This window comes from Pseudalkalibacillus decolorationis, assembly GCF_024609785.1.
GTDB classification, from domain to species: domain Bacteria; phylum Bacillota; class Bacilli; order Bacillales; family Fictibacillaceae; genus Pseudalkalibacillus; species Pseudalkalibacillus decolorationis.
In genome coordinates, this window is the sequence record NZ_JANHJQ010000014.1 from 23,581 (window position 1) to 48,981 (window position 25,401).

Here is a 25,401-nt window from a genome sequence, read left to right on the forward strand (position 1 = left end):
CGAACAATTATTTATGCTTTTGCTTCTACTTCTTCCTCTTCGGAAGCTTCTTCTTCAGCACCGCTCTGGTTTGCTTCGACAACTGCGTCAGCCATTTTAGAAGTTAGTAGCTTAACAGCACGAATAGCGTCATCGTTACCAGGGATCACTACATCGATCTCATCCGGATCACAGTTTGTATCAACAATTGCAACGATCGGAATGTTGAGTTTACGCGCTTCTGCAATTGCAATACGCTCTTTACGAGGATCGATTACGAAAAGTACGTCAGGTAGGCCTTTCATGTCTTTAATTCCACCTAGGAACTTTTCAAGACGGTCCATTTCCTTTTTAAGAAGAATAACTTCTTTCTTTGGAAGAACATCGAATGTACCATCTTCTTGCATTTTTTCAAGGTCTTTAAGACGCTTGATACGCTTGCGAATAGTGTCGAAGTTGGTCAACGTTCCACCTAACCAACGATGGTTGATGTAATATTGACCCGCACGTGCAGCTTCGTCTTTAACTGATTCTTGAGCCTGCTTTTTCGTACCGACGAAAAGGATCTTTCCTCCATCAGCTGCGATGTCACGCATATAATTATATGCTTCTTCAACCTTCTTTACTGTCTTTTGAAGATCGATGATGTAGATGCCGTTACGCTCTGTGAAGATGTAACGTGCCATCTTTGGGTTCCAACGGCGTGTTTGATGACCGAAGTGCACACCCGCTTCTAACAATTGCTTCATTGAAATAACTGCCATTTCTGGCACCTCCTATGGTTTTTTCCTCCGTCCGCTTCGAATCAAGTGCAACTGTTGCTTAAGGATGCTTAAAATCAAGGATCTTCGACAAAACTGTTACGTCCTGTAACAACGTTGAACTGACTCACATCGTGTGAGCCTAACGTCGAAGTTACTAACATCCTGTTGGCCACAGCACCAACACCGCAATCCACGAACGTGTGAGATGTAATAAACACCGAAAATAACTATACCACAAACTTAAGTATTCTAGCAAGTGCCTATTGCCCATCTTGATAAAATTTTATCAATAGTTCAATCTCACCTTTCCCTTTATTCATAACCTTTGCAATTTCCTCTATGGATTGACCTTTTTCATACATAGATAAGACTTGAGAGGTTAAAGATGGACCAAATTGTTCTCTATCTTCTATAGTTGGTGTCGAGTAGGACTCAAGGTCTTCGTTGACAGCCCCTTTTAGTGCGGAACGATTATCATCTTCCATAATTGTCCCTTCACTATCATCAGCCCATAAATCATTCTCAACTTCCTCGTTTTTTTGGGATTCTCTTTCCGAACGAAGTTGATTGAGAAAATCCTCATTTTCCTCTTTCATTTCAGTCGTATAAGCGAGTAGAACATCTTCCATCTCTACCTTTATTTTTTCGATCTCTTGTTTGTCTGAGGAGTCCAATCTTCTCCATACAATCAAAATTACCATCAATGTAAGTAAATGAAGGATAAAGCTAATTGCAAATAAAAAACCTATCATATTTATTCTCCTATCTTACCTTCCTTAATTCCAAATACAACGTGATTAGAATGTAAAAGTTCAAGAAGCTGCAACAAATTTTATACTTTATTTACTTGGACAAAATCCTTTTATGATCTCTTTTCCACTTAAACCACTTCGTTTAAAGGTATTTGGATAATACATTTTGAAGCTTGAAAAGTGCCTTGGAATGAATTTGTGAGATTCGTGAAGTCGACAATCCAAGAACTTGTCCAATTTCAGTTAAGGTCAGTTCCTCATAATAAAATAAACTGACAACGAGTTGTTCCTTTGCGTTTAAATCTTCTATAATTTCAGTTAAATGTTGATGCAATTCCGTAGTCAACATTATAGATTCAGGTGTTTTCACTTTCTTATCTTCGATTGTGTACCCGATCTTCTCATTCGAATCGTTATCCTTACTCTCCTCATCTATCGATAAAACATTAGCTAAAAAGGTTTCTGACATGATGGTTAAGACATCGACTTCTGCAAAGCCTAATTGACCAGCAACCTCTTCAGCAGAAACGGTTCGCATGTGTTCTTGTTCCATTCGTTCAATTGCCAGCTCAATTTTCTTTGATTTCTCTCTCAATGACCTCGGAAGCCAGTCTTCTCTTCTTAATCCATCGAGAATTGAACCTCTTATTCGGAAGGAAGCATACGTATCAAATTTCAAATCTCGACTCGGATCAAACTTTTTCAGTGCGTCGTATAATCCCATCAAACCGTGGCTTCTCAAATCATCCTTGTTAACGTTTCGTGGTAAACCTCCTGCGATTCGCTGTACATGATATTGCACCAGAGGTAAATGCATCTCTAGTAACGCTTCGCAAGAGTCCTTATCCTGATACCTTGTCCAATTATCCCAATGCACACTTACTTCACTACTAGCACTTTGCATCTAATCCCTCCTCGTATATTAGATCGAATAGCCTCATTAAATCGTTGTTGTTCCCTTGTAAATTGTTCGAACTGTGAGTTTACTAGTAACTGGATCAAATTCAATCGTTCTCCCATTCGTACCACCAATCTCTTCAACGAGAATTGGAATATTTAAAGACTGAAGGGTCTCTTTCACTGCTTCAACATTTCGAGGTCCAACGCGCATCGTATCGCTCTGATTACTAAATTGAAACATTTGAGCACCACCAGCAATTTTTGCATGTAATCGATTACGAGTTGTATTAAAGGTATGATTGAGTTCCGAGACCATTGCTGGAATGGCCGTATCGGCATATTTAGCAAGGTTAAATGATGAACCTTTCGAAATATTGGAGCTCGGAAGCATGATATGAGCTAAACCCGCAACGTGAGAGTGTAAATCGTAGAGAACCACACCAACACACGAGCCGAGGCCAACCGTTCTTAAATGTTGATGTTCCTTTGCTATCTGGTAATCCGCGATGCCAACCTGAACCACTTCAATTGTTTTATTCATTTTATCGGAACCCCAAGCGCTTGAAAGATTGTCTGAAACGACTCTGGATCAGGAAGGAGCAAAAAATGTCCCTCTACACCTGTTTTATTCCGTTGCGAATCTATAAGTTGTGTATCAATAATAATGGCAAAATCACTAACCTGAGACATCTCTATTAATCCATGAGATAGTACTGCTGCAACCATATCCACGGTTAAGAAGGGTACTGAAGGGGCTAACTTAAGACCAGTAAAGTCTGAAAAAGATGATAAATATGAGCCCGCTAAAATGTTACCTGTTTCCTGTAATGCAGAACGAGAAATCTCTAAATCTAAGATCGTTTCCTCTGTAATCGATTGGTCACCTGTCAATTGTTGGGTTAAGTGAACAGCCTCTGTAATTGATAGAATGAAAAACATGTTTCCTGGTGCATCACCTGAAACACGAAGAAATGTAGCTGCGACTACCATTTCAGCCCCGCCGATCAACTCTGTTACCTCATTAAATGGAACAAGTTCCACAGAAGGTACACTCATATCAACTGATTTATGAACCAGCTTTGATAAAGCAGTAGCTGCATTCCCTGCACCAATGTTTCCGATTTCTTTCAAAACATCTTTATGGAAATCAGTAAACTGCTCAGGGGTGATCATTCTTTCGTCTCCTTCATCTTTCGAAGCTCTATAATTTCATCTGGATTGAGTACCTTTTCGAGATTCAATAAAATGAGTAAACGGCGATCAAGCTTTACGACACCATCTAAATATTCAGCGTCAATTCCTCCTACTACCTCTGGTGCAGGTTCTACTGAGTCATCAGGGACATCAATCACATCATTGGCTGCATCCACAATCATTCCTACTTCAAGGTCATTTGCATTGACGATTACAATTCTCGTTTCTTCTGTATGGACTGCTTCTGGTAGCTCAAAGCGACTCCGAAGATCAATTACTGGCGTAACAACTCCGCGTAAATTAATGACACCTTTTACAAAGGAAGGTGTTCGTGGAACACGTGTAATATCTTGGTTTCTTTCGATGGATTTAACCTGGTGAATATCCACTCCATATTCCTCATCCAGAAGTTGAAACACAATTACTTTCATTTCTCTTTTTTTCGTTTTCATTTCAGACACTTTAACTCCTCCTTATATATTCAAATCATCTAATCAAATCATTACAGTCTAAGATAAGGGCGACCTGTCCATTACCTAGGATTGTTGCACCAGATATCGCAAATACATTAGATAAATAATCACCAAGAGGCTTTAACACAATTTCTTGTTGACCAATAAAGGAATCGACCTTAAGCGCGGCCATCTTATCCCCTTTTTTAACAACTACGACCGAAACATACTCATCAGCTAATCGTTCCCCTGGAATGTGCAAGACATTTTGAAGAGAAACAAGAGGAACAACTTTCCCTCTAAAATCAATGACTTGCTGCTGATGTGCTTTCATAATTTCTTCCTTGGTAAGGATCACGCTTTCAACGATGTTTGATAAAGGTAATGCGTATGTTTCTTCACCAGCAGTTACGAGCATGACAGATAGAATCGACATAGTCAGTGGAAGTTGGATCGAGAACTTAGACCCTTGACCAAGGATAGAGGTCACAGTAATTTTTCCACCTAACGATTCTATCTTACTTTTTACAACATCAAGACCTACTCCTCTTCCTGATATATCGGAAACGATTTCAGCTGTGCTAAATCCTGAGGCAAATAATAATTGGTATACATCATGGTCATCCATATCAGCGGCTGTACTAGCATCTACGATTTTGTTATCGACCGCTTTTTGCAGAATTTTTTCTCGGTCAATACCGCCACCGTCATCCTCAATTTCGATGTAGACATGGTTACCGCTGTGATATGCGGCTAGAGTTATCTTACCCTCACACACTTTTTGATTGGCTTCACGTTTTTCAGGAAGCTCAATTCCATGATCCACTGAATTTCTCAACAAATGGACGAGTGGATCTCCGATTTCATCAATAACAGTCCGATCTAACTCAGTTTCTCCGCCTAGTACGATCAGGTTCACCTTTTTACCAAGATCCTTAGCTAAACTCCGAATCATTCTTGGAAACCGATTAAATACTTGATCAATCGGAACCATTCGCATCGTAAGTAACGTATCTTGGAGGTCACTTGACAACCTTGTCATATGTTCAACCGTATCCACCAATCCTGGATGCTTCAACTCACTAGCAATCGTTTCAAGCCTTCCGCGATCAATGACGAGTTCTTCAAAAAGGTTCATCAGTTGATCGAGACGTTGGATGTTTACTCGGATGGTTTTGTTGTTCACTGTTTGCTTGGAGGATGTGCCTTTTTCGTTGTCTTTTGTCTCCGTATTCGTTGATATATTTGATTGTTCTTCTACTGTAGCGGCAGCTTCTACTTTCCCTTCATTAATTGTTTCTATATTTAGTGGACGTGCAACAACCTTATTAACTTCAGAAACCTTTTTGATTCTCGCAATAAGTTCATCCGATTGAAGCTTGGATAAAAGGGTCACTGTAAAATCAAGATCAAACTTCTCTTCCTCGAGCTCGTTAACCGAAGGAGTAGAGTGAATCACCTCTCCAACCTGCTCAATCACTTCAAATACCATATAAACCCGAGCAGCTTTTAAAATACAGTTTGGGTCGAGTGCGATTGTAACCGAATATGGATGAAAGCCCTGCTCCATGGATTCTTGAATTACCGATTTTTGAAATTCATCAAGTTGAATTCCATTATCGCCTGAATCTGCTCTTACTTGATCGGAAACACTTTCTCCGTTTTCAATTAGATCTAATGTTTGAACAGTGTGCGAAACATCTCTTTTTCCATCTCCCCCTTCAATAATGGACTCCACCATAGCTTCCAGATGATCAATAGAATCAAATAACACGTCGATTATATTAGGAGTAACTGAAATTTGGTCTTGTCTGACTGCGTCCAGAACGTTCTCCATTTTGTGGGTAAGATTTGCTAGGTCTTCATATCCCATAGTTGCAGACATCCCTTTTAAGGTATGTGCTGAGCGAAAGATTTCATTAACAATTGATTTCTCATTCGGTTCATTTTCAAGCCGAAGCATATGATCATTGATCGCTTGAAGATGTTCTTTACTTTCCTCGACAAAAACATCTAAATATTGGTTCATATCCATTACAACAACCCCTTAATTCGTATAGCTTCTTATAATGTGTGCGATTTCATTTAAGTGGCAGATCTCATCCACCTTATTGCTTTCGATCACTGATCTTGGCATCCCGAAAACGATTGATGACTCCTCAGACTCAGCAATAACAACCGAGTCAGTATTCGTCTTTAAAGCAATCACTCCTTGCGTTCCATCCGAGCCCATCCCAGTCATAACAACAGCGATGGTCTGATATTCCCTAAGTTCTGACAAACTTTGAAACAGATAATCTACTGATGGTCGATGGCCTCTTTCGGGAGGAAGATGGTTATCGAGTCTAACCTTAAGGTCTGCCCCAACTTTTTCTACAAACATATGGAAGCCTCCAGGTGCGATATATGCTTTTCCTCTTACAAGAATATCTCCATCCTCAGCCTCTTTCACTTCGATAGGAGAAATTCGGTTTAATCGTTCTGCCAGTGATTTTGTAAAAACAGGCGGCATATGTTGAACGATTACTACTGGTGCATCAAGGTCGCCTCGTAGTTGGGCCAACACTTCAACGAGTGCTCGAGGCCCGCCTGTTGACGTTCCAATCGCTACAATTTTATCCTTTTCCACTAATAAATGTTTCACTATGAGGTTGTCTTCTATGTAGGAGAGTTGCTTAGTATAGTCATCTATAATGATTGGATCATTCCGGACCCTAGCACGAGCCGCATGCTTGATTTTGTCAATAAGCTCGGCTTGTACTTTATGCAGATCAAGTGATATTTGTCCAGATGGTTTCGATATAAAATCAATCGCTCCATGCTGCATGGCTTCAATCGTTTGACTCGTTCCTGCCTTCGTTAAGCTGCTAAGCATAATAACTGGAAGAGGCGTGTCTTTCATAATTCCCTTTAATGTTTCAAGACCATTTTTCACTGGCATTTCAACATCGAGTGTCACTACATTGGGCTTACATTGTACGATCCTTTTTAATGCATCTTCACCATTTCGAGCGGTCCCACAGACTTCGATCATGGGGTCGCTCGTCAGCAGATTCGTGATTACTTTTCTCATGAATGCTGAATCATCCACAACAAGGACCTTGATGGTAATCAATTAGAAAACCTGCCTTTTTTGAAAATATTCCTTAAACTTCGATATAAAATTTGTTGTTTTTCGGTCTCTAGGGTCCGCCTCTTTAGTTTCATGCAGGATCAAGCCAGCTATATCATTGACAGCTTTTGCGGCTTTACAATTTGGGTTCAGAAGAGTGTAAGGCTTTTGTTCTTTAACTGCCTTAAGTACTGTCCGATCATCTGGTATGAGTCCCTTTACGGTGACGGTTTTTTGTAAGAACTGATCTGCTGCAACCTTCATCCTACACCCGATGACTTTACCTTCCTTTTCAGATTCCATTCGATTCACCACAATCGACACCTCTAGTTCGGGGCTTTCCTTGTGTACATGCTTTAACATCGCGTACCCGTCTGTAATCGCAGTCGGTTCCGGTGTGATAATTAGAAATACCTCGTCTGCTGATGTGATAAATTGCAAACTATCCTTTGTTGCTCCTGCACCCATATCGAAGAAAATATAAGCATAATCGGATTGCAGTGTCTGTATTTGTTCACAAAAGTGATTAAATTGATTCGCTGATATTTCAACAAAACGATTGAGCTCACTTCCACCTGCAATAAAGTCAATATCTCCAGGGCCCTCCTCAACTATTTCTGAAATAAGAAGAGTCTTTTCGATTAGATCTGCAATTGTATATTGGGATGTACAGCCCATTAAGATATCAAGATTAGCCATTCCGATATCCAAATCAATTACAAGTACCTTTTTATTCTGTTTTGCGAGTGACAATGCAAGGTTTATCGTAAAATTTGATTTCCCCACACCACCTTTCCCACTAACAACTGCCAGTACTTTTGCTTCTAATTGTTTAGTAGCTTCCAATCTCCTTCTTAGCGATTCCGCCTGATCAGACATCTTTGTTACGATCCTCCAACAGAAGAGAAACGATATAAGTTGGATTTGCTTCGATAATATCATCGGGAACGTTTTGTCCCGTTGTTATATAAGCGACATCCAAGCCAGTATTGTCAATAACATTGAAGAGGTCGCCAAATGTATCCGTTTCATCTTTCTTTGTAAAAACAAGCTTATGAATCGGAACCTCCGTAAATTGATTAATAACCTGGAGCATATCTGGAAGCTTTGAAGTGAGAGATAAGACTAAGTAGTTTTCCATTTCTGTATCAAAATGAATGATTTCCTTTAAAGCTTGTACATATTGACAATCCTTAAAGTTTCTACCGGCTGAGTCAACAAATATAATATCGAAGTCAGCAAATTTTTGTTTTGCTCGTTTAAAATCGTCACTGTTGTAGGCGACCTCGATCGGAATATTTAACAGCTCTGCGTAAGTTTTCAATTGGTCAATCGCCGCAATTCTATATGTATCTGTCGTTATCATCGCTGCTTTTTTCTTTTTATTTAGTACTGTATCTGCAGCAATCTTGGCAATCGTCGTCGTTTTTCCGACCCCTGTTGGTCCAATTAAATTCAAATATTTCTTCTCATAATTAAATTCGCCAAACCTGTAGTCTGATAACAATTGTAAAAGGCAATCCTCAAGCCATTTTTCTGTTGACCTTTTTGCTTCGACATCCGATTCTGCTTGGTACCATTTTCGCAGCATTTGGTCAATCAGTTTTCTACGTAATTCTGACTGGAATCCTTGCGTGATAAGCCATTTATTTATACCCTCTATTGGGTGTGGTAATCCCGGTAATGGACCCTGATGATCAGTCTCCCCTTTTACCGTTTTTTCCCTGTTCTGAATTCGATCATTGACAACAGCCGTTTCAATCACATGACTGTTATCTTCTACTGGAGCAGTAGGTCGTTTTTTGTTTGGTTTTATTGTTTCCATTTGCGTATACGGGTCAGGATCATGGGCAGCAATCACTTCTAACGCCGGCTTTGTGAAAAAACCGAAAAATCCTCCTGTGCGAATCTCCTTTGAGTTGAGGATGACCCCATCGTTTCCAAAGTCCTCTCTAATTCGCTTCATCGCTTCAGGCATTGTTAGGGCTATGTATTTTTTTATTTTCATGATGCATTCACCACGCCTATACTTTGGACTTCTAAACTCGGTTCAAGCTCGTTGTACGATAAGACAATAACATCAGGTAGATAGCGCTCAATTAACTGCCGGACATACATGCGAACAGCAGGAGAACATAAAAGTACATTCATTGGATTAACCTCATTTACCCGCTTGATTTCACTTGTAATCGAATCAAAAATAAGTTGAGAATCATTTGGATCCATCGATAAATAATTCCCATGCTCCGTCTGTTGGATCGACTCTGCAATTTTCTTTTCAATTTTCCCCGAGAGTGTGATCACTTTTAATGAGTCTTGATTATCACCGAACTGTTTAGAGATTTGTCTTGATAATGACTGGCGGACGTATTCGGTTAGAAGATCCGTATCCTTTGTCATTTGTCCGTAATCGGCAAGCGTTTCAAATATAATCGGTAAATTTCGAATCGAAATATTTTCTTTAAGTAACTTGGTTAAGACTTTCTGGATTTCTCCAGTCGATAATGGGTCTGGAGTAACATCCTCTACGAGTGCTGTATGCGTTTCTTTCAGGTGCTCAACAAGTTGTTTCACTTCTTGTCTACCAAGTAATTCATGTGCGTGCCTTTTAATGATCTCAGTTAAATGGGTCGATACAACGGATGGCGGGTCAACGACTGTGTACCCTGACAACTCCGCCCTTTCCTTCTGTTTCTCTGGAATCCACAGTGCCGGAAGACCAAATGCAGGCTCAACTGTTTCTATCCCTTCAATTCCTCCATCTTCCACACCAGGTGACATTGCAAGGTAGTGATCAAGTAGAAGCTCCCCTTTAGCAAGCTCATTTCCTTTGATTTTGATACGATATTCATTTGGTTGAAGCTGAATGTTATCCCGAATCCGAACAACCGGAACAACTAATCCGAGTTCAAGAGCTAATTGTCTACGAATCATGACAATACGATCTAGCAGATCTCCGCCTTCGCTTGTATCAGCTAATGGAATCAAGCTGTAGCCGAACTCAAACTCAATTGGATCGACCTGAAGTAAACTGACCACACTTTCGGGGCTTTTAAATTCTTCAGTCTGAATCTCATCCTCTACCACTTCTTCCGATTCGATACGTTTACTTTCAATTCGACCCAACTGATAGCCACCATAAACTAATAGTCCCGCAATTGGCAGTGTGTAGATTTGATAAATGGGTGTAAATACCCCGAGTAAAAAGATAGCACCAGCAGCGATATAAAGCATTTTTGGAAAGGCAAGAAGTTGCTTTGTAATGTCTTGTCCAAGGTTTCCATCAGATGCTGCACGAGTAACAATAATTCCAGTTGCAGTTGAGATAATAAGTGCTGGTATTTGACTTACTAAGCCATCACCGACTGTTAGCAATGTATAGGTAGAAGAAGAATCAGCTAACGACATCCCTTGCTGCACCATACCGATAATAATTCCAAAGATCATATTGATGATAACGATAATAATTCCCGCAATGGCGTCACCCTTTACAAATTTACTCGCTCCATCCATTGCTCCGTAGAAATCTGCCTCCTGTTCAATCTTTTGTCGACGGTCTCGAGCTTCTCGATCAGAAATCAGCCCTGCGTTTAGATCTGCATCAATACTCATCTGTTTACCTGGCATCGCATCGAGTGTAAAACGTGCTGCTACCTCCGAGACCCGCTCTGACCCTTTTGTAATAACAACAAATTGGATTATGACTAGTATGACGAATACGACAAAACCTACTAGTACATTCCCGGCGACAACAAAGGAACCAAACGTATGAACAACGTTTCCAGCATCTCCTTCACTCAAAATAGCTCGTGTAGTGGATACATTCAGACCTAACCGAAATAAGGTCACAAGTAACAGCAATGAAGGGAAGATAGAGAACTGTAAAGGTTCATGAGTATTCATCGCAATTAAAATGATTAATAATGCGAGAGAAATATTTGTGATAATTAAGAAGTCCAGCATCCAAGAAGGAAGCGGAATAATTAACATAGTTATAATTAATAAAACACTTATGAGAACGGCTAAATCTCTTGGCTTCATTGCTGTACTCTCCTTTCCTTCTAATTATGCAAGAAAAGCGCAAGCGCCCTGGGTAGCCACGAAGGTCACTGGAAGGCCACTGAGGAGGCTCGAACCAAACTCTGTTTGGTCCTGCGTGGGAATACACCTGATGTAAATCAGTGTGTTGCCGCCGGAAGGGGACTGAAGTGATCCGAGTGGCTGGGCGCTGGAGCTAGACATTGCCTCTCTGCATCAAAATTCTATACTTTCTTACCTCTTTAGAAAACTTACCTACCAATGGGATACTCCGATAAAAGCTCAAACCAGTTTTTTTAACCGATATACATATGCAAGGACCTCTGCCACCGCCTTAAATAACGATTCAGGTACCATGTCTCCAATCTCTGTTTGATCGTATAAAGAGCGAGCAAGCGGTCGATTCTCTATTGTGAAAATATCGTTGTGTTTAGCAATTTCACGGATTTTTAATGCAATATAATCGACACCTTTAGCAACAACGATTGGGGCATCCATTTTGTCATCATCATATTTTAATGCGATTGCATAATGGGTTGGGTTTGTTATGATGACGTCTGCTTTTGGAACTTCCTGCATCATCCTTTGCATCGCCATTTGTCGTTGTTTTTCCTTAATACGAGACTTAATTAACGGATCCCCCTCCATCTTCTTATACTCGTCCTTTAAATCTTGCTTACTCATACGGATGCTTTTCTCAAAATCGAATTTCTGATACATGTAATCGAGAATAGCCAAGAAAATAAGCAGAACTGATGCGGCAAGACCCATTTGAATTGTTAATTTGCCGATAATCATTAATGCTTGCTCTACTGTCGCGTGTGATAGTAAAATCAATTTTTCTCGATTCATCCATAAAACTAGGAAGGTAACAAATCCTACAAGTGAAATCTTAAGAATCGATTTGATTAACTCGACGATGGCTCTCATTGAATAAATTCGCTTGAAACCTTGCAGTGGATTAATACGTTCTAATTTCATTAGTAAGGGATCCGTTGAAAAAAGGAACCCAATCTGAAGATAATTTGCAGCTACTCCTGAAACCATAGCTACTAATAGAATCGGTGCTACAATCTGTGCTGCTTGTATCGATAAAGATGACATGACTTGTTGAGTGTTTTCGGTTGTGACATCATAGTGAATGAAATCTCGAAAACTTATTATATAGATCTTCAACATAATGTCGAACATATAGGGGCCAATCATCCACAGAAATAAGAAAACTAGTAATAATATAATGGCCGTATTCACATCTCCAGATTTAGCAACTTGACCTTTGGTACGACTCTCTCGTCGTTTTTTCGGTGTTGCTTGTTCTGTTTTTTCCTGTGAAAAATATTGGAGATCAAGCTGTAAATAAGACATCTTTATGGTCCACCAATCAGGTTCATCATTTTTTTCATTACGGAAAGCATATCGACATAAAGACCTTCAACAACCTGAAAAATGATTGATATAGTGAGTAGCAATACGAATAAACTAACAGCGATTTTCAATGGTAATCCTATGATAAAAACATTCACTTGCGGCACAGTTCTGGAAATAATTCCGAGTGCTAAGTCTACAAGGAAGAGACAACCTACAACAGGCATCGCAATTTGAAACGCAATGTAGAACATACGACTAATCGTCTCCACGACCAGATGTGCAACATCACCCTGAATGAGAAACGTCATTTGCCAACCGTCAATTGGTACGAGCTGGTAGCTCTGAAAGATTCCATTAAGTAACATATGATGTGCATCAATAGATAACAAGAACAGAATCGCTAAAATATATAGATACCGCCCAATAAGAGGCGATTGGATCCCCGTCTGAGGGTCAAAGACATTCGCCATCGCAAACCCCATTTGTAGATCGATAAAACCACCTGCTACTTGCAAGGCATAAAGTAAAATCGATGCAATAAACCCGATACTAAGTCCGACCAACAATTCCTTAATAATATAGAAGAGATAATAGCCATCTATTTCAATTGTTGGATCTGGAATCATGACGATTACAAAAAAAGATAGAATAAGCGAAAGCCCAAGTTTATGAATCGTCGGAATGTTTTTATATGAAAAAATTGGGACTGTAGCGAAAAATCCTGTAATCCTTACTAAAATTAATAGAAAAGACGGTATACTGTTAACAAACTCTACCATTTCATCACAAACCTATATATTCGTTCATATTACTGTAGAGTTCATAAGTGAATGTGACCATTTCAGTTAACATCCATGGACCGAAAAAGATAAGCGCAACGAGCACGGCTACAATCTTTGGTATAAATGCAAGTGTTTGTTCTTGTATTTGAGTGGTTGCCTGAAAAACACTGACAAGCAGACCAACCGCAAGAGCAAGAATTAACAGCGGACCACTTACTAGTAACGTTGTGTATACACCCTTTTCTGCTAAAGAAATAATAAATTGCGAATCCATTTGTGCACCTTCTTCTTCGATCTAATAACTTTCAAGAAGTGAACGAACGATTAAATACCATCCATCAACAAGAATAAATAACAGTATTTTAAAAGGTAACGAAATCATAACAGGCGGAAGCATCATCATACCCATCGCCATTAAAACACTGGCTACAATCATGTCAATAACGAGAAACGGTACAAAAATCATGAAGCCCATTTGAAAAGCTGTTTTCATTTCACTAATTGCAAACGCTGGTACAAGTGTCGTCAGGGGAATGTCCTTCACAGATTCGGGACGTTCTTCTCCTGTATATTCCATAAACAATGCCAAATCCTTTTGGCGTGTATGATTTGCCATAAACTCTTTTATCGGAATACTTGCTCGGTCAAACGCTTCTTCCTGCCCAATCTCACCATCAATAAATGGTGTTAATGCTTTATCATTAACCTCAGAGAGAATCGGTCCCATAATAAAGAAAGTTAGAAATAACGCAAGGCCAATTAATACTTGATTTGGTGGCATTTGTTGTGTAGCCAACCCTGTACGGACGAAAGATAAAACAATAATAATACGTGTAAAAGAGGTCATTAAAACAAGAAACGCAGGTGCCAGTGAAAGAACAGTCAGCAGTAAAAGTAATCGTACGGTAGTCGCTACACCATCTGGACTACTGTTTACTATCTCATTACCAATCCCTGGTAGTTCGATCATCTCTTTGCTCCTTTTTCATCGTTTCTTCATAGATTGCCATTCGGCCTTTACTTGCTTCATCTAATCGTTTCTTGAATGTTTCTTGAAAACTACTAGTATTGACCGATTTCACTTTGAAGCGGTTGTTAACCCAATTGAGTAAGCCACTTTTAAAAGGCTTAGAACTACTACTTGTTTCAAACTGGGATAATAAACCTTTTAAATCTTCTTCATTATTGATCTCTTTGATCAACGATACATTCTCACCTACACCTAAGACCAACACGGTTTTCCCCACTTTAACCATTTGAACAGAGCGTTGATGACCGAGCATTGCACCGCCTAGTGTTTGAATCCCTTTCCCTTGTTGAACGACCTGAGTTCGTTTATGTAACAATTTGAGAACAAGAATTAGTAATCCGACGACAAATACAAGTGCAAATAGGACCTTTATGGTAGTTGAGAAAGTGGATGTATCACCCTTACTCTTTGATGGTGGTGTATCCTTCGTTTTCGACTTTAAGGGTACTTGGGTGTCATCTTTATTTTGCTTTATACACTCATTAACCATCTCACAGCCTGCTGTTTGATGGGTGGTAGCGTATCCGTTTTCCGCTAACCCTCCAAGCCCTACAAAAAGGAATAGGAGGATCAGCAATATTTGTTTGAAAATCACAACAAGCATCTGCTTATGCTTCCAGCGTCTTCTTAATCGCTTCAAGAACTCGATCTGCCTGGAAAGGTTTCACGATAAAATCTTTTGCTCCTGCTTGTATGGCATCAATAACCATCGCCTGTTGTCCCATTGCTGAACACATAATGACTTTCGCGTCAGCATTCACAGCTCGAATTTCTTTAAGTGCTGTAATCCCATCCATTTCCGGCATTGTGATATCCATTGTTACGAGGTCTGGCGTATGTTCCTTGTATAGCTCAACTGCTTGAGCTCCATCACTTGCCTCTCCAACAATTTCGTATCCGTTTTTCACTAAAATATCTTTGATCATCATTCTCATAAATGCTGCATCATCTACAATTACTATACGGTTTGCCATGTTTTCTTTCCCCCTGAATTATTGCAATTTTTCTAAACGATCTTTTTGACTAATAATTTCTGTTACTCTGACACCAAAGTTCTCATCAATTACAACAACCTCGCCTTTTGCGATTAGCTTCTGATTAACCAAAATATCCACTGGTTCCCCTGCGAGTTTGTCGAGCTCAATGATCGATCCTTGAGACATTTCGAGAATGTCCTTGACTGACCTCTTCGTTCGCCCAAGTTCAACAGTTACCTGTAACGGAATATCCAGTAACATGTCGAGATTTTTTCGGTTTACAGAAACAGCTTCCGCTTCAGAAAAATCCGAAAAGGCAGCGGGCTGTACATTCACTTCTCTACGATTGGAAGGAGAAGTCAACTCATGAAGCGCTTCCTGATTTCTTACCGTAGGTGCGTTATGGTGGCTATCTAGTTGAATTTGGTCTATTCCCCCTAACGTCTTGGAACTGTAAGTTTCTGAGGCTGTCCCTTTGTTTTCTTCGATAATTGGCTCTTCAGTTCTACCCGGATTCATTAATTCCTCAACAAGTTGTTTAGCGAATTGGATCGGCACAAGCTGCATCAGATTGGAATCGATCAAATCCCCCACTTTGAGATTGAAAGAAACTTTAACAAGAATCTCCTCATCAGGAATGTGTTCTGTGCCTTTGTTTTCTTCAACATGCATCATATCGATTTTAGGTGGAGAAATATCAACTCGTTTATTAAAAACGGTCGACATCGAAGTGGAGGCAGAACCCATCATCTGATTCATGGCTTCCTGTACTGCACTTAGATGTAGTTCTCCTAGTTCACCTTGTGGGTTTCTTCCATCACCACCAAGCATTAGGTCCGCAATTATTTGAGCATCTGAGGTTTTGATAACGAGTAGATTCGAACCGATAAACCCATCTGTATAGCTCACCAAAACAGCTACATGTGGTTGTGGAAACTCGTCGGAGAGTCTATCACGCTTAACAACAGAAACGTCTGGAGTAGTAATTTCGACCTTTTGATTCAGCAATGTAGAAAGAGCAGTTGCAGCACTACCAAAAGAAATGTTTCCAACCTCACCGATCGCATCCCGCTCAATTGCCGTGAGAAGCTCTTCAACCGATTGCTCCTTTTCATCATTTCCTCCATTTAGCAGCGCATCGATCTCTGCCTGGGAAAGCATATTATCACTCATTACCATCTTCCTCCTCATTAAAGTCATCAAGAATTTGTATAGCCATTCGATTCTTCAACTTACCTGGTTGTCCAAGAAATTTTTTCTTCCCCTGGACACTGATTGACAATGGATTTTTTATCTTCTGATCTAGCTCTAACACATCATGGACAGTCATCGATAAAAATTCCTGAATCGAAATTTGGCACTGACCTAGTTCAGCAGAAAGTGGTAATTGTGCCTTTTTTACCCGACTCTCTAATTTCTCTATTTCTTCTGGTAGTCTTGTCTTCTGTTTCTTTTGCATCCAATGGTGTACCGAAAGCTTAGGAATTATTGGTTCAAGAACAACATGAGGCAAACATATATTGATCATTCCACTTGTCTCACCTATAGTCGTCGTTAACGAAATGACAACAACCGTCTCGTTTGGAGACACCATTTGTAAAAATTGTGGGTTCACCTCAAAGTCGACCATATTCGGTTCAATTTCCACGATTGTATTCCACGCTTCACCGAAGCTATCTAATGCTCTTTCAAATAATTGATTCATAATCCGGATTTCAATCTCTGTTAAACGATCAACTTTGTTCATCCCCATACCCTGTCCACCAAGCACCCTGTCAAGCATTGCATATGCAATATTAGGGTTTATTTCGATTAATAATCTCCCTTCAAGCGGGGGTGCTTCGAATAAATTTAGTATTGTCATTTTCGGTATAGAGCGAATAAATTCTTCATACGGGAGCTGATCGACTGAAGCAACTGAAATTTGTACATATGTACGCAACTGAGCCGAAAAAAAGGTGGTCAGTAATCGGGCATAATTTTCATGGATCCGTGTAAGACTTCTTACTTGATCTTTTGAAAAACGTAACGCACGCTTAAAATCATAAACTCTTACCTTTTTCTCGGTTTCTTCTTTTCGAAGTTCATCAGCATCCATTTCACCTGTTGAAATCGCAGATAACAGTGCATCGATCTCATTTTGCGAAAGTACGTCGGCCAAGAGCCACACCTCATTTCTGCATCAAGTTCTAGTCGTCTTTTAGGAAAGCATTTTATTGTACAATTTTCTGAGTCGTGTAGACTCTTACGACTTCCCCATGCTCAAGATAATCATTAATCGTTTTTTGAAGTTCTCCCTCGAGGATCTGTATTCCTTCAGGACCTTGTAACTCCTCCGACTTTGTTCCAGACAGTTCATAAATAATACTGTTTTGAACCTGAAACATTCTTGTTTCCAACTCTTTTTTTGCTTTTTGTGTATCGACCTGTATGCGAAATTGCACTTTGGCGAATCCTTTATCAGCAAGGTTCGTTGTAAGTTCCTTCGTATCAACGGATAGCTCTACTAACTCAGACGCTGAGAGCTTTTCGGATGCTTCAGTTTCAGCTTCATCGGAGGTGAGATTAAAATAAAGGAAAACACCAGCAACTGCAACAATCGAGATAGCTGCAATGATCACAAGCATGGTTGTCACCAATTTACCTTTCATCAATCTTCCTCCTTGAGTGGGGACCCGAGAATCGATATGCTTCGGTAAAAGGCATTGACCGCATTTCTCACATCATCCACTTCTTCTTTGACGACAAATTTCCTACCATTTGTTAATGTGATCGTCGTGTCAGGAAATGCTTGTATCTGCTCGATATAGATTGCATTTAGAGTAAACATTTGACCATTTAATTTGGTGAGTTCAACCATTATTAATGAGAGGGTATAGAAGGGGATAACGTTTTGAAACTCTGATGTAACCCCCTATGGAAAACCCTCATTCACCTCACTTATCTCTTTAAATTAACGAGCTCCTGCAAAATTTCATCAGAGGTTGTTATTATTCTTGTATTTGCCTGGAAACCACGTTGGGCTACAATCATTTCAGTAAATTCCTCCGAAAGGTCAACATTGGACATTTCAAGTGCACCAGCAACCACCCCACCAGCTCCATCCTCCTTAGGAGCTACTAAATCATTTAAAGGATCCACATTACCTGAGTTGGTTGTTTGTTGATATAGATTCGATCCTGCCTTAGCCAATCCACCATTATTCGCAAACTTTGCAATTCCAATTTGTTGTGGGTTGGTATTCAGATTACCATTTCGTATATACGTTACACTTCCATCATTTCCGATACTGAAACTCTCCGCATCTACTGGTATTGTAATCGGTTGTCCTTCAGTATCTAACACTTTTAAACCGTTGGCATTTACCAATGTAGCATTTGTTCCGTCGCCACTATCCAGATAGAAGTTACCCGCTCTTGTAAAATAATTATTCGGTCCATCTTGAACAACAAAGTATCCATCACCTGAAATTGCTAAATCAAGCGGACGTGCGGTTGTTTGCAGACTTCCTTGGGTATGGATGGTATCAATGGATGCAAGTTGCGAACCTAACCCAACTTGTTTCGGGTTAATTCCCCCTTTTCCATTAGCTGGTGCACTTGCCCCGGCAATTTGTTGAGAAACAAGGTCTTGAAATGTTGTCCTTCCCTTTTTAAAACCATACGTATTGACATTGGCTATATTGTTACCAATTACATCGAGTTTCGCTTGAAAGTTCTTCATTCCACTTATTCCTGAGTACATTGAACGTAACATGTTACATTCCCCTTTCAGATTTGAATTACGGTCAGTTGCATCTGTCAGTCAACAACTGTGAGCTTCCTTTCGGTCCAGCTCTAATTAATCAAAATTGCTCCTGTAATGTTTGTGAATATGTGATCTGCTGCTTCGTTTCGATTCATCGCTGTAATGACGGTTTTATTTTGAGCATTTACAACAAGTGCTGCATTATCTACTAGTACAAGAGAATCTTTTATTCCTTTTTCTTTCGCTTCAAGTATCTTGCTATTGATCTGATCCCATGTTGATCGACTAAGGTCAATGTTTCGTTCCTTCAATCTCACTTGTGCATGCTTGGACAATTTAAGCTCCTGTATCTCTGCTTGGAGTAGATTCTTAAAACCACTCGTGGCTGACTGAGCTTTACATTCGTTCCGCCTCGTTTTTGGGGGTATCGCTGACGTGATAGGTGGCTGATATATACGTTGCATCGCATCACCTCATTCCTATTTAACTAACCAGAGATTGAATTTATTTCATACGGCATAACGATTGTGCCGTCTGTTAATTCAACTGATATTTCGCCATTTTCAAAATGGATTTTTGTCACAGTACCCACACCTGTAACTTCTTCAGTCGTACCATCCTCTGTTTCTACCGAACGAGTATAAGAAACTTCCTTATTTATAAGTTCACTATATTGAAGTAATTGTCCATTATTTTGGTGAGACACCCAATTTGTTAATGTTTGATTCATGTTAAACATTTGTTCAAGTGTTGAAAATGATGCCATCTGTGCAATAAATTCTCTATCTTTCATAGGGTTTAAGGGGTCCTGGTTTCCGAGTTGGGCAATTAATAGTTTAAGAAAGTCATCTTTTCCAAGGTTTGTATTACCTGTTTCCTTTAAAGGCTTTGAATCTGGCAAAAACAAGCTTTGATCAATCTTAGTTCCCATGTTGTGATCATACCTCCTCAAGCTCCATTTCCTTCAACCACTGTTCAAAGGATTCATCTTTAGGCTTATCCTTAGTCGATTCCCTACCTTGTTCCTGATGCTGTGAATCTGGTTGGTTTCTTTCCTCGCGATTTTGCTTATCGTTTACCCATTCTGGTGTATGATGTGTAACTTCGATTTTATCGACAGCTATGTTCTGCCCACCTAACGAGTGACGTAATTGATGAAGATTCGATTCAATTAAATCTTTGGCTTGGGCTGTAGACGCTATAATTTTGGCTGCGATTTCCCCGTTACGCTGAAATATTTGTACATCTAGGGTACCTAGTTGTTCAGGAAATAGTTTTATACTTAATTGCGTTTGCCCATTAGGGAGTGTTAGCATTCTTCCTCGGTTGATAATTTTTGTTAATTCCTGTACAAAGGAGCTTGTTGATACTTGTTCTTGTGGAACATGAAGGATATATTGCTGAACTTTGCCCATTATCGTTGTATTCGTAGGGATTACCATATTACCAACAATTTTTGATTCAGGTTTAGGCAGGATGACCGAATGGAGGTTTTGGCCATTATTTGTAATTGATTGTTCAGAAATGGTTTTCGTTATTGTGAACAGAAAACGATTATGGACCATACCTGTTAACCGATTGCCTTTACCATCAATACTTGGCTCCGCCTGATTGACACTTGGTTCTGCTTCCTTTAGCATGCCTTTAAGTTCCAGTGTTGTTATTTGTGGCATACCTTTCCCCTTACCTTCCTTCATCAGAAAACGGAGAAAATCTTGTAACAATTGCTCCTTCTGACCACTGTTCAAATTATTTTGTTCAAAAACAATTTGTGCAGGCTGTTCTTTCATTACCATTCGGGAGTGCTCTAACTTCGGTTGGTAGACCGACTGAACATGCTGGACCTTTACCGGTTGTATTTGGATAGTCTCTGGAAGAAGCTTGACACTATTATTTTCAGTTAATAAATGTTGTAGCTGCTTGACAAGCTCCTCAAAACTCAAGTCTGCTTCTGTTAATTCATTGAATTCTTGGAGGAACTGGGGAAGCCACTCCATTCGTTCCTCATCTATTACGAGCTCCGTCTCACCCACAGTATCGTCAGCAGTTAACACCTCAGTAATTAATGATTGAAAACCTTGAATGGATTGTGTCTTTTGTAATCCATTTGTTTTGCTTACTGGTACTGAATGCACAGACATTGTCGCTATATTATTCACATTTTCACCCCCTTCAGCTACCATGCTTTTCGTTGGTTAGTAGTTTTGTTAATTCAGCTGCATTTTTAGGATCCATTTCTGCAAGAACGGAAGCTTGAATGTCAGAATCTAAATTCGTTATAATTAATGCCGCTTCTCCCAGTTTCATATTTTCGAAGATCGCTGCTGCATCTTTGGGAGCCATTGCAGCGTATACATCAGCGATATTATTGAGAGCAACATTTTGCTGTTTATTTTCTACTGATTTTTCTTTCAACTGGTTTTTCAGAAGTTCAATATCATTTTGTTGTTGTTTAAGTTTTGTATCTTTATCTAACACTGCAGACTCTGCTTCTTCTACCTTTTTTTGCAATAACGTGATCTGCTCTTCCATCGGTTTAACCACTACTTTATTTGTACGGTCTGCTGGGTTATCCTCCCCGATCCAAGAAGAAACAACAGGTATCGAATTCGCATATCCTTTTGCCTTATCGAAAATATTGACACCCATTAAGGAAAAAATAATGACAGACAATGATGCAGTAAACAAGAGCGGTATTACAATGATAAGTAAGATTGATAAAGCTTTATTCGATTTTTTCTCCACACGTACTTCACCTAATTTCTTGATTGGTATACCGGATCACAACCAGCTCGTCCATTAATTGTGCTTCTCGATGCTTTATATGTTCTTGATATCGATAATATTGTTTCTCTTTGAGTTTTTCGTATTTTTTTACATCAATCGTTTTTTCAAGGAGCCTGTTTTTTGCATCTTCCATATTTTCTCTAGCAATCTGTAAATGCTGTTGAATGGTAGTTGCTTCCTTATCTAAATAATCAATATAAATCCCGTAATGCTGAATATTTCGAACTTGTTCACCTATGTAAATTCGCTCAGATTGTTCTTGTTGACACGTTTCCTTTTTCTTCAGTAACTCATAAAGCTTCATTCCAAGCTCCTGGAATTTACCTTGGTGTTCTGTAAATTCTTTTAGGACAATTTCTTTTTGATTATGTTTGAATTCAAGAATCTGCTCCATTCGAAACTGAAATGTCATTAGTACTGCTCCCCTTTACCCAAGAGTTTAATCAATTGATCTCTTGATTCGGTGTAGTGGACTGGATTATTCGTTGACTGCTTTAGGAAGTTCATCAGTTTTGGTTCATAAGCAATCGCTTCATCTACTTTCTTTGAAGTACCGTGCTTATATGCCCCGATGGATATTAAGTCTTCTGATTCTGCATATGCGGCTAACAACTCTCTTGCACGCATGGCTGCTCCAAGGTGTTCAGTATCTACGATATTCGTCATGATCCGGCTCACACTTTTCAAAATATTGATCGATGGAAAATGTCCTTTGTTAGCCAATGCCCGGTCCAAAACGAAATGACCGTCTAATATCCCCCGAGTTGTATCTGCAATCGGTTCATTCATATCATCTCCATCGACAAGTACGGTATAGAAGGCAGTGATACTTCCTAATTCATTTGTCCCTGATCTTTCAAGAAGCTTTGGAAGTAACGCAAATACAGATGGAGTATACCCCTTTGTAGCGGGGGGTTCTCCTACAGCTAATCCGATTTCGCGCTGCGCCATCGCCACTCGTGTTACGGAGTCCATCATCAACATGACACTTTTTCCTTTATCACGAAAATGTTCAGCTAATGTCGTTGCGGTTAACGCACCCTTAATTCTTAACAAGGCAGGTTGATCTGAGGTTGCAGCTACTACTATTGACTTTTTCAAACCTTCCTCGCCAAGGTCATGCTCGATAAATTCTCTAACTTCCCGACCTCTCTCACCGATCAAAGCGATGATGTTTATATCAGCGCTTGACTGTCTTGCAAGCATGCCAAGTAATGTGCTTTTTCCAACACCACTACCTGCAAATATTCCAATCCGTTGCCCTTCTCCTACACTCAGAAAGCTATCGATTGCACGTACTCCACAACTGATCTTTTCTGTGATACGTGGACGCTGCATCGGATTTGGTGGTGACGACTCTGTTAAGCGTGGTGTTAACCCTATTGGCAGGTCTTCTCCATTTAACGGTCGTCCAATCCCGTCAAGCACAGAACCAACTAGGGCATCGCCTGCTTTAACCTGTAACGGCTTACCGGTGGTTTCAACGAGACTACCTGGAGAAATTTCCTGAATCGATGAAATTGGCATTAACAACACATGTTCATCTCGAAATCCAACAACCTCAGCTGCTATCCGTTGTTTATTGGTATCACCCGTATGGATGTAACAAACATCACCAATTGATGTCTTTGGTCCTTTTGATTCGATCATCAACCCGACTACTCGATTTACTTTTCCTAATCGTCGGTAGGAGTCTAGCTTATCGAGGGTATTCAATATCGGTGTTATGTCCACCCTCTTCACCTACCTCTATTACGTCTAGCAATTTTTCTCTAATCTGCGTCAGTTGACTATCAATTGAAGCATCGATCTGACCATACTTCGTTTCAATCAAACATTGTTGTTTTGACATTGTTTCATCTGGGTAAATAATAATATCTATGTTGTAAACGCTTTCCAACTTTTTAACTGTTTTTTGGACATTATTGTACTGATCGGGCGAGACGAATAATTTAACATCTTCTTCCCCTTTAATTTGCTTCAAGGCTTCCGTAACATAGCGCTGGTACATTTCATCCATTTGTAACGAGTCCCCGATGATTTTCTTGGATACTTCAAGGCTAAGCTTTATGAGAGAGGATTCAGCTTCATTCAAGCGTTCATGATATTCAGATTTCGCTTTTGATAGTATCGTTCTTGCCTCTGTAATTGCCTCACTATACTCTGATCTGGATTGTAAGACCCCTTCATCGTAACCTTGACTAAAGCCTTGCTTTCTACCTTCCTCTATGGCTTGAATGGTACGGTGTTCGATTTCTTTTTCCTTTTCTATCAATTCCAGATGTTTGTCATCTGCATGTTGTTTCGCTTGTAACAGAAGATATTCGGCCTGTTTTTCTGCTTGAAATATGATGCTCTCAGCTTCTTTCTTAGCATTCGTTAGATTCATCGAGGTATTGGAATGATCGTTTCTGTCCCCTGAAAGGCGTACATTTCCAGTGATGTGTTGAATACCAATCTGAATCGAATGCGCAGTTTGCTGTTTTGGAAATCGCTTGATAAGTTTAGACAATGATATCGTCTCCCCCACCTCTTGCAATAACTACTTCCCCAGCTTCCTCTAACCGCCTTATAATCGATACGATACGGGTCTGAGCTTCCTCAACATCACGTAATCGGACAGGTCCCATATATTCCATTTCTTCTTTAAAATTCTCAACCATGCGGTTCGACATATTTTGATAAACGATCTCTTTTACCTCTTCACTTGCTGCCTTTAACGATAATAGAAGATCTTCGTTAGGTATTTCACGTATGACACGTTGTATAGAACGGTTATCAAGCGTAACGATGTCCTCAAACACAAACATTCTCTTTTTGATCTCTTCAGCAAGTTCGGGATCTTGAACCTCTAACGCATCAAGAATCGTTCGTTCTGTACTACGATCAACACCATTTAACACTTCGACAACTGCCTCGATGCCACCGGCTTGTGTGAAATCTTGAGTGACAGTGGTTGAAAGTTTTTTCTCTAAGATTTGTTCAACCTCCGTGATGATTTCAGGTGATGTTCGATCCATTATTGCTATTCTTTTTGCGACATCCGCCTGAACTTCCTGGGGTAATTCTGATAATATTTGTGCAGATTGTATTGAATCCAGGTAGGAAAGAATTAACGCAATCGTTTGCGGATGCTCGTTTTGGATAAAATTTAAGATTTGGCCCGGATCCGCTTTACGGGCAAAATCAAATGGTCGTACTTGTAATGTTGAGGTTAAGCGGTTGATTATCGTCATTGCCTCATTGGATCCAAGTGCTTTTTCAAGTACAGTTTTCGCGTAACCAATCCCACCCGATGTAATATACTCCTGTGCTAATGCAATCTGGTGAAACTGCTCTATGATATCTTCTTTCATGGTAGGCTCTACTTTACGAACATTTGATATCTCTAGTGTCAGCCGTTCCATTTCCTCTTCACTCAGGTGCTTATATATTTGTGCAGCAACATCCGGACCCAAAGAGATCAGTAATATAGCAGCCTTCTCTCGACCTGATAGTTCTCGTATACCTCTTACCACT

At 39.8% G+C, this 25,401-nt stretch carries 30 protein-coding genes; all 30 read right to left on the reverse strand.

Annotated features, from left to right (window positions below; all coding sequences use genetic code 11):
* Positions 1-11: 11 nt before the first annotated feature.
* The 30 genes from rpsB to fliG all read right to left on the reverse strand — a co-directional run bounded on the left by rpsB (position 12) and on the right by fliG (position 25,400).
* Positions 12-743, reverse strand: coding sequence for a 30S ribosomal protein S2 (rpsB, locus tag NON16_RS14340; RefSeq protein ID WP_257350021.1), 732 nt, complete (start codon positions 741-743; stop codon positions 12-14).
* Between the two features lie 260 nt (positions 744-1,003).
* The gene (locus NON16_RS14345) at positions 1,004-1,495 is read right to left on the reverse strand and encodes a DUF6115 domain-containing protein (protein ID WP_257350022.1); all 492 of its coding nucleotides are present in this window, start codon (positions 1,493-1,495) and stop codon (positions 1,004-1,006) included.
* Between the two features lie 142 nt (positions 1,496-1,637).
* Positions 1,638-2,399: a FliA/WhiG family RNA polymerase sigma factor gene (locus NON16_RS14350; protein ID WP_257350023.1), complete on the reverse strand. Its 762-nt coding sequence runs from the start codon at positions 2,397-2,399 to the stop codon at positions 1,638-1,640.
* A gap of 36 nt (positions 2,400-2,435) precedes the next feature.
* Complete coding sequence (locus tag NON16_RS14355) at positions 2,436-2,936, reverse strand: chemotaxis protein CheD (protein ID WP_257350024.1); 501 nt, start codon at positions 2,934-2,936, stop codon at positions 2,436-2,438.
* Positions 2,933-3,568: a chemotaxis protein CheC gene (locus NON16_RS14360; protein WP_257350025.1), complete on the reverse strand. Its 636-nt coding sequence runs from the start codon at positions 3,566-3,568 to the stop codon at positions 2,933-2,935. Before NON16_RS14360 ends, NON16_RS14355 begins: the two co-directional genes overlap by 4 nt.
* Positions 3,565-4,041, reverse strand: coding sequence for a chemotaxis protein CheW (locus tag NON16_RS14365; RefSeq protein WP_257350182.1), 477 nt, complete (start codon positions 4,039-4,041; stop codon positions 3,565-3,567). Before NON16_RS14365 ends, NON16_RS14360 begins: the two co-directional genes overlap by 4 nt.
* Before the next feature lie 34 nt (positions 4,042-4,075).
* Positions 4,076-6,076, reverse strand: coding sequence for a chemotaxis protein CheA (locus tag NON16_RS14370; protein WP_257350026.1), 2,001 nt, complete (start codon positions 6,074-6,076; stop codon positions 4,076-4,078).
* A gap of 12 nt (positions 6,077-6,088) precedes the next feature.
* On the reverse strand, positions 6,089-7,156 hold the full coding sequence (locus NON16_RS14375) for a protein-glutamate methylesterase/protein-glutamine glutaminase (RefSeq protein WP_308216614.1): 1,068 nt from the start codon (positions 7,154-7,156) through the stop codon (positions 6,089-6,091).
* Positions 7,157-8,032: a MinD/ParA family protein gene (locus NON16_RS14380; protein WP_257350027.1), complete on the reverse strand. Its 876-nt coding sequence runs from the start codon at positions 8,030-8,032 to the stop codon at positions 7,157-7,159.
* A complete protein-coding gene (gene flhF / locus NON16_RS14385) occupies positions 8,025-9,161 on the reverse strand; it encodes a flagellar biosynthesis GTPase FlhF (protein WP_257350028.1) in 1,137 nt (378 codons plus the stop codon). Before flhF ends, NON16_RS14380 begins: the two co-directional genes overlap by 8 nt.
* Positions 9,158-11,194, reverse strand: a complete 2,037-nt coding sequence (gene flhA / locus NON16_RS14390) for a flagellar biosynthesis protein FlhA (protein WP_257350029.1) — start codon at positions 11,192-11,194, stop codon at positions 9,158-9,160. Before flhA ends, flhF begins: the two co-directional genes overlap by 4 nt.
* A 279-nt stretch (positions 11,195-11,473) precedes the next feature.
* Positions 11,474-12,556, reverse strand: a complete 1,083-nt coding sequence (gene flhB, locus NON16_RS14395) for a flagellar biosynthesis protein FlhB (protein ID WP_257350030.1) — start codon at positions 12,554-12,556, stop codon at positions 11,474-11,476.
* A gap of 2 nt (positions 12,557-12,558) precedes the next feature.
* Positions 12,559-13,338 (reverse strand): flagellar biosynthetic protein FliR, encoded by a 780-nt coding sequence (fliR, locus tag NON16_RS14400; protein WP_257350032.1) that lies wholly within the window; start codon positions 13,336-13,338, stop codon positions 12,559-12,561.
* Between the two features lie 4 nt (positions 13,339-13,342).
* Complete coding sequence (gene fliQ, locus NON16_RS14405) at positions 13,343-13,615, reverse strand: flagellar biosynthesis protein FliQ (protein ID WP_257350035.1); 273 nt, start codon at positions 13,613-13,615, stop codon at positions 13,343-13,345.
* A gap of 21 nt (positions 13,616-13,636) precedes the next feature.
* Positions 13,637-14,311, reverse strand: coding sequence for a flagellar type III secretion system pore protein FliP (gene fliP, locus NON16_RS14410; RefSeq protein ID WP_257350036.1), 675 nt, complete (start codon positions 14,309-14,311; stop codon positions 13,637-13,639).
* Positions 14,286-14,975 (reverse strand): flagellar biosynthetic protein FliO, encoded by a 690-nt coding sequence (locus NON16_RS14415; protein WP_257350037.1) that lies wholly within the window; start codon positions 14,973-14,975, stop codon positions 14,286-14,288. The genes fliP and NON16_RS14415 overlap by 26 nt, the downstream gene beginning before the upstream one ends.
* A 4-nt stretch (positions 14,976-14,979) precedes the next feature.
* Entirely contained in the window at positions 14,980-15,345 is a 366-nt protein-coding gene (locus NON16_RS14420; protein ID WP_257350038.1) for a response regulator, read from the reverse strand.
* Positions 15,346-15,363: 18 nt separating this feature from the next.
* Positions 15,364-16,521, reverse strand: a complete 1,158-nt coding sequence (fliY, locus tag NON16_RS14425) for a flagellar motor switch phosphatase FliY (protein ID WP_257350039.1) — start codon at positions 16,519-16,521, stop codon at positions 15,364-15,366.
* Positions 16,514-17,509, reverse strand: coding sequence for a flagellar motor switch protein FliM (gene fliM, locus NON16_RS14430; RefSeq protein WP_257350041.1), 996 nt, complete (start codon positions 17,507-17,509; stop codon positions 16,514-16,516). The genes fliY and fliM overlap by 8 nt, the downstream gene beginning before the upstream one ends.
* Positions 17,510-17,561: 52 nt before the next feature.
* Entirely contained in the window at positions 17,562-17,999 is a 438-nt protein-coding gene (gene fliL, locus NON16_RS14435; protein ID WP_257350043.1) for a flagellar basal body-associated protein FliL, read from the reverse strand.
* Positions 17,999-18,208, reverse strand: coding sequence for a flagellar FlbD family protein (locus NON16_RS14440; RefSeq protein ID WP_257350045.1), 210 nt, complete (start codon positions 18,206-18,208; stop codon positions 17,999-18,001). Before NON16_RS14440 ends, fliL begins: the two co-directional genes overlap by 1 nt.
* Before the next feature lie 80 nt (positions 18,209-18,288).
* Positions 18,289-19,104 (reverse strand): flagellar basal body rod protein FlgG, encoded by an 816-nt coding sequence (gene flgG / locus NON16_RS14445; RefSeq protein WP_257350046.1) that lies wholly within the window; start codon positions 19,102-19,104, stop codon positions 18,289-18,291.
* Positions 19,105-19,184: 80 nt separating this feature from the next.
* The gene (locus tag NON16_RS14450; protein WP_257350048.1) at positions 19,185-19,559 is read right to left on the reverse strand and encodes a TIGR02530 family flagellar biosynthesis protein; all 375 of its coding nucleotides are present in this window, start codon (positions 19,557-19,559) and stop codon (positions 19,185-19,187) included.
* Positions 19,560-19,582: 23 nt separating this feature from the next.
* Positions 19,583-20,026, reverse strand: a complete 444-nt coding sequence (flgD, locus tag NON16_RS14455; RefSeq protein ID WP_257350049.1) for a flagellar hook assembly protein FlgD — start codon at positions 20,024-20,026, stop codon at positions 19,583-19,585.
* Positions 20,027-20,033: 7 nt separating this feature from the next.
* Complete coding sequence (locus tag NON16_RS14460) at positions 20,034-21,254, reverse strand: flagellar hook-length control protein FliK (protein ID WP_257350052.1); 1,221 nt, start codon at positions 21,252-21,254, stop codon at positions 20,034-20,036.
* A 13-nt stretch (positions 21,255-21,267) separates the two neighbouring features.
* A complete protein-coding gene (locus NON16_RS14465; protein WP_257350054.1) occupies positions 21,268-21,840 on the reverse strand; it encodes a MotE family protein in 573 nt (190 codons plus the stop codon).
* Between the two features lie 7 nt (positions 21,841-21,847).
* A complete protein-coding gene (gene fliJ / locus NON16_RS14470; RefSeq protein WP_257350056.1) occupies positions 21,848-22,294 on the reverse strand; it encodes a flagellar export protein FliJ in 447 nt (148 codons plus the stop codon).
* Positions 22,294-23,616 (reverse strand): flagellar protein export ATPase FliI, encoded by a 1,323-nt coding sequence (gene fliI, locus NON16_RS14475; RefSeq protein ID WP_257350058.1) that lies wholly within the window; start codon positions 23,614-23,616, stop codon positions 22,294-22,296. The genes fliJ and fliI overlap by 1 nt, the downstream gene beginning before the upstream one ends.
* Positions 23,582-24,394: a flagellar assembly protein FliH gene (fliH, locus tag NON16_RS14480; RefSeq protein ID WP_257350059.1), complete on the reverse strand. Its 813-nt coding sequence runs from the start codon at positions 24,392-24,394 to the stop codon at positions 23,582-23,584. The genes fliI and fliH overlap by 35 nt, the downstream gene beginning before the upstream one ends.
* A complete protein-coding gene (gene fliG / locus NON16_RS14485) occupies positions 24,387-25,400 on the reverse strand; it encodes a flagellar motor switch protein FliG (protein WP_257350061.1) in 1,014 nt (337 codons plus the stop codon). The genes fliH and fliG overlap by 8 nt, the downstream gene beginning before the upstream one ends.
* Position 25,401: the final 1 nt, after the last annotated feature.